The sequence below is a fragment of the Endozoicomonas sp. ONNA2 genome, from assembly GCF_024606365.1.
Taxonomy (GTDB): Bacteria; Pseudomonadota; Gammaproteobacteria; order Pseudomonadales; family Endozoicomonadaceae; genus Endozoicomonas.
This window is the reverse complement of the sequence record NZ_JAHHPO010001147.1, coordinates 1-5,536: the sequence shown is the minus strand read 5'-3', so window position 1 is coordinate 5,536 and position 5,536 is coordinate 1. Positions and strand designations below refer to the sequence as shown.

Annotated in this window: 3 protein-coding genes; 1 reads left to right on the top strand and 2 read right to left on the bottom strand. The window is 54.0% G+C overall.

Features of this window, described 5'->3' with window-relative positions:
- Window positions 1-396 precede the first annotated feature (396 nt).
- Window positions 397-1,380, bottom strand: coding sequence for an LDL receptor domain-containing protein (locus KDK14_RS20325; protein WP_257267061.1), 984 nt, complete (start codon window positions 1,378-1,380; stop codon window positions 397-399).
- On the opposite strand from KDK14_RS20325, the gene KDK14_RS20320 reads away from it, so the two are divergent.
- Window positions 1,367-1,594: a hypothetical protein gene (locus KDK14_RS20320; protein ID WP_257267060.1), complete on the top strand. Its 228-nt coding sequence runs from the start codon at window positions 1,367-1,369 to the stop codon at window positions 1,592-1,594. The genes KDK14_RS20325 and KDK14_RS20320 overlap by 14 nt on opposite strands.
- Before the next feature lie 184 nt (window positions 1,595-1,778).
- On the opposite strand, the gene KDK14_RS20315 is transcribed toward KDK14_RS20320, so the two are convergent.
- A complete protein-coding gene (locus tag KDK14_RS20315; RefSeq protein WP_257267059.1) occupies window positions 1,779-5,351 on the bottom strand; it encodes a DEAD/DEAH box helicase in 3,573 nt (1,190 codons plus the stop codon).
- Between the last annotated feature and the right edge of the window lie 185 nt (window positions 5,352-5,536).

Sequence of the window (5,536 nt, the reverse complement as noted above, 5' to 3'; positions counted from 1 at the left end):
GCCCTGTGCACCCGGTAAAGACCGAAACCAGGACTGACTCTGACCATAGCCAAGAACAGCCGACCGTGGTCACACCAGCGGGTATGGCAACAGGTGGCAGCAGCCACGGCGAACGCTGGTAAAAATATGACCATGGTCAACCAGGGAGCTGTCCTGAAATAACTTCGACATCCTGAATTCAGCCGTTGAAAATCGAAATGGCCCGGAAGCCCACGCAATGCAGGGCTAAGTGGGATTTCACTGTTCACCCATTGGGTGAGCAATCAGATTCACCCCAAAGCCTCAGGTTGCAAGGGTAGTGATCCGAATAACACCTTGCCCTGTCACACTGGAAAACTCTCCGGATCACTCCGGGGAGCCCAGCAGTTCAACATCAGCCCGTCGGTCGGCAGCCCGCTATTGATGTGTATGGAAATGCAGCGGATTGGCAAGTGCCCTGCCCATCAGCTGGCAAGTGGATGACTCGTCATCGTTGCGCCTCATTACCCGGTAACTTTGATAGCTGCAAACACAATAGAGTATGGTCAGGGCACCTAAAATAAGCATCGTACCAATAATTGCCGATGAGACGCTTTCGGAACTGTCGCCAGGGATGGATGAGGTGGTGGTCCGTAAAGGGAAAGTTTTGGTGGAGTTGGTGATTGGTTTAAAGAACGATGTCGGGGGTTGGGAAATTCGGGTGGAAGATGGCGTAAAGTTGGTAATCCCGGCAGGAGAGGGGGAAAAGTTGCTCTTCAGGGAAGAGGATGTTGGCTCAGCAACCGGGGGAGGAGTAGTTGAGTATGGGGTGTTACTGCATGTTGAGTTGCCATAAAGAAACGGGCGCCCCAGTTCTTTGCAGCGCTTTTCGTCGCACCCTTTTTCATCTGAGTCAGGTTTGCAGTCTACTTTTCCGTTGCATAGTTTCAGCTTGGGATAACAAACAGGAGGGGACACACAATCAAAACAGTCATAAGGACAGTCATACTTTGTACCATGATCAGGGTCAGAAAAAAGCTTTTTGCAAGTCATGCCTGCCCGGGTCGTCGGTAGTAGGGTGGTTAACGCCGCCAACGCCACCAGGCTTTGTTTTAAATCGGGACAGAGCCACTGGATGTCATCGGATTCCATCACCTGTCCCAAGGTAAATTCAGCGGCATTGCACATCAGGCTGCCACCGGTCTGAATTGCTCTGAGGGCAAACGAGCATAGCCTATTATTGGACAGGGAATGGCCCCCGTGACCAGCACCAATCAATGCCCCGGAGCAGTCGTTTTTTTTGGTGTTTCTGCCATTAAGTGAGACTCTCTGTCTGCTGAGCTTCTCCATGGCGGTGTCGTCGGTGGCAGGACTTTGTGGGCAGGGCTGGACTGATGGGGTTTGCAGCGTGTTTGGCATCATGGTGATTGCTCCCGGTGGAATAACCTCTGTTCAGCTTTTGCAATACCGGGAGGCAGAAATAGCCACCAATAGCAGGGATTGCGAAAAACTGCGGATAAAAACTCCTGACCCAAAGCAGAGTAGCAGGGCTATTGGACGAAGGCGAATGTTTGAACAAAATCGAAATGGATGTAACATCGCCATTGCCAGGACTGGCTGCTCTGGCCGTTCCTGAACCTTTAAAAGAAGGGGAACCACAAAGACACAAAGTTTTTTTGGTTTGCCCGGGCTACGCGGGCAAGCCAATAAAGGCTTCCTTTGTGTCTTTGTGTCTTTGTGGTTCAAAGGCTTTTGTGCTTAATTTCTCGCAATCCTCGCTCCGGGGACACCCGGTCGGGCGCTATTCCCCGGGCAGCCTCCTAACTCTTCAACGGCTCAAACAGCACATTAAGGTCCTCAGCCGTAATGGTGGCTTTTTTCCGCCTGCCGGCACCGTCACTTAAAATGGCATCGGCAAGGGCTTTTTTCTTCTCTTTCATGGCCTGGATCTTTTCCTCGACGGTGCCTTCGGTGATCAGTTTGTAGATAAATACCGGCTTATCCTGACCGATCCGGTGGGCCCGGTCGCTGGCCTGGTCTTCTGCGGCAGGGTTCCACCAGGGATCGTAGTGTATCACTGTATCCGCCGCCGTGAGGTTCAGGCCGGTGCCGCCGGCTTTCAGGCTGATCAGGAAGACCGGCGAGTCACCGTTCTGGAAGGTGTCCACGGGCTTCTTCCGGTCCCGGGTCTGGCCGGTGAGTTTGACCCAGGGGATATTGGCCTGTTGCAAGCGGTGTTCGATCAGCGCCAGCATGCTGGTGAACTGGGAGAAGATCAGTATTTTCCGGCCCTCTTCCACCATGGGTTTTACCAGGTCCATCAACAGCTCCAGTTTGGCTGATTCCCGGATGTCGGCGGCCTGTTCCACCTTGACCAGGGTAGGGTCGCAGCAGGCCTGGCGCATTTTCAGCAGGGCATCCAGAATGACCATCTGGGAGCGGGCCAGCCCTTTCTTTTCGATCTCTTTCTGGACCCGGGCTTCCATGCTGGCCCGAATGGTTTCGTAGAGATCCCGCTGTTTCCCATTGAGTGCCGTGGTGCGCAGGATTTCGGTTTTGGCGGGCAGCTCTTTGGCCACCAGGTCTTTACTGCGACGGAGCATAAAAGGCGCAATACGCTTTTGCAGTTTTTCCGCCTGTTGCTGGCTGCCCTGTTTTTCGATGGGCGTGCGGTAAAAGCGGGTAAACTGGTCTCTGGCACCGAGGAAGCCCGGCATCAGGAAGTCAAACAGTGACCAGAGTTCCCCAAGGTGGTTTTCCATGGGGGTTCCGGTGAGACAGAGTTTATGTTCTGCGTTCAGGCAGCGCACCGCTTTGGCGCTTTTGGCATTGGGGTTTTTGACCGCCTGGGATTCATCCAGGGCGAGCAGGTGAAACCGGGTTTTGGCCAGGTCTTGAAAATCCCGCTGAACCACGCCGTAACTGGTCAGTACCAGGTCTGCGTGGTTAATTTCCTCGCTGTCCCGGTTGGCACCGTGATGGATATGGACCGTTAAGTCCGGGGTAAACCGGCTGGCTTCGAGGTGCCAGTTGTGCAACAGGCTGGTGGGGCAGACCACCAGGCTGGGGGAGAGTTTATCCTCGAGCCGTTGCTTTTCCAGCTGGATATGGGCCAGGGTCTGCAGGGTTTTACCCAGTCCCATATCATCTGCCAATATGCCGTTGAGGCCGTATTCCCGGAGGAATTGCAGCCAGGACAGGCCGTGCTGCTGGTAGCTGCGCAGTTTTGCCTGCAACCCGCCGGGTGGTTTAACCGACTTCAGTCGTTTAAAACCTTTCAGCTTTTTGCCGAGGGCCAGCAGCTTTTCTCCACCGGACCAGGGCAGGCCAAGCTGGTCGTAGAGTTCCTGCCAGACCTGGGCATGGTAGTTCTGCAGCTGGTATTCGTTCAGTGGCCGTTCCCCGAACAGTTCCAGCAAGGTACCGGCAATCAGCCGTAACCGCTCGGCCGGCAGCTGGATGAATTTACCGCCGGGCAGGGCGATGGGAACCGGGGCATCGCCGGGCATGGCCTTTAGCTCATCCAGTGTCGGCAGCTGGTTTATCTGGCGGGCCAGCAGTGGTAGCAGGTCGATGGGTTGATCATCAACAGTGACGCCCAGGCGCAGGTTGAACCAGTTGTTTTCCGATTCATCCAGCTCAGCGTACCAGTCGTCGTCGGTGAGGGTGGCAAACTGAAACGGGAAGTTGTCATCCATGGTGACCGACCAGCCCTGTTCTTCCAGTTGCGGCAGGACATCGCTGACAAAACGTAACCAGCGGTTGCGGTATTCGCTGCCGGATATGCCGGTCACCAGGTCGTGCACATCCAGTTCGCTGATTTGGTGCACACTTTCCATATGGCGGATATGGGCAGGTGCAATAAAATCGGGCAATTGTTCCAGGGCGTGGTATTCGGCACTGCTCTGGCGGGGAATTATTTGACGGCTGTCGTCTGTCGGTTTCAGGGTTTGCTGGTGGCTGCCAAAGGGAATGGTCTGGCCATCGTAATCAAAGCTGACCCGGCCACGGGCCAGTCGGTCAGCGGATGTTTTCTTACCGTTGGCAATGCTGTCCAGCAGCAGTTGGGGTTTGGGGATGACCGTGAGCACGGAGACCTTTTCCGGTAACGGGATGATTGGCTTTTTGCTTTTGCCCTTTTTGCTGCCGCCGGTTTCACTGCTGTCACGGAACAGCGTTTTCAGGGTTTGGCTGGTGATGTCAATACCGGCCTCGTCCAGCGGCGGTGCGTCCAGCAGCAGGCCCAGCAGGGTTGGGTCCCCCAGTCCGGTCAGGTCCCCACAGTGAAACTGATCCTGTTGCCGCAGCAGGTAACAAGCTGGCTCTGAAGGAATCAGCTGCAGCGGCTGGCCATCGCTGGCAGCCACCAGGGAGGGGCGTTGCAGCCCCTGTTCATCCAGCTGCCAGCGGATTTCACCCCGGATGGCAGGCTGGCGAACAACCGGAAGTTTTAACTCTCTATCCACCATACAACGACCGGTGGCCATGATTTTTTCCAGCAGATCATGACCTTCCTCACCATTGAGGGTGATTATCCCCTGGTAAAGATCAATTTGTTTGTTGATATATGCCAGCTTGAGGATGCGGCGATCATTATCGGCCATACTGGCGGGCCAGTTGCCATGATGCAGGCAGTTGTAGGCACCACCATAGGGTGAGGGTTTACCAAAGCCGCCGCTTTTCAGATAGCGGGAGAGACAGACCTGGATGATTATGCCCCCGTGATAAGTGTTCTCTTCCAGAACGTAGAGCGCGATATTAGTGGCTTTGCCCTGTTCTGCCTGTTTTTTCTCCTCGCCATCCCGCTCTTTTACCGCAGTACTCAACCGTTGCAGCCAGTTATTACGCTGATCTTCCAGCTTTCTGGCCTGCTCCCTGGCGGCGTCTTGCGGTGATATTCCCTCGAACTCCCCGAGAAACTCCTCCACCATGGTTTCCAGTACATCACTGCTCAGGCGACCACCAAACTGCTCCTCCAGCAACCGTTTAATAGCGTTAATTTCAGCAACGGACGCCTTTGCAGGGTATGAAGCACCATGGATGTGGCCCAACCCCATCATTTGATTAAGGCGTTTGGCGCCGTATTTTTTCTCCCCCGCCAGCAGCAGCGCAACGGTATGTTTGCAGCTATAACCCAACGGGCAGGAACAGAAGCCCTCAAGGTTATCGTCTTCAGGATCATCGTTATCGTAAAAGAAAATCTCGACCTCGTAGGTTTTCCTGCCACTGCCGCGCACCAGGCCGTGCAGCTTATCACCATCTTCATCCAGTGCGAGCTGGATGACTTTGTTCTTTCTGAAATATTCCCGACCCTTTTGCAGGGTAGTTGGAGAAAACAGGTTGTTGAGAATAAGTTGGGTCATGGTTATTGGAATAATTGAAAATGGAATCATGGTGGACAATCCGGTTGATCGAAATACGGCCAGATAATCCTGGTATCCAATTCCTGTGAGACCGGCCAAGGTAGTATCGCAATACTTCGGACACTTTTTCTTGAAAATATCCTGTGATGCGTAAATCAGTGCATAAGTAGCTAACCATATGAAATCATATATTTCTGACTCCTTGTGCCGGCACT

Coding starts and splice junctions, on each gene's coding strand:
- KDK14_RS20325 (WP_257267061.1), bottom strand. CDS start 1,380: ATGATGCCAAACACGCTGCAAACCCCATCAGTCCAGCCCTGCCCACAA.
- KDK14_RS20315 (WP_257267059.1), bottom strand. CDS start 5,351: ATGATTCCATTTTCAATTATTCCAATAACCATGACCCAACTTATTCTC.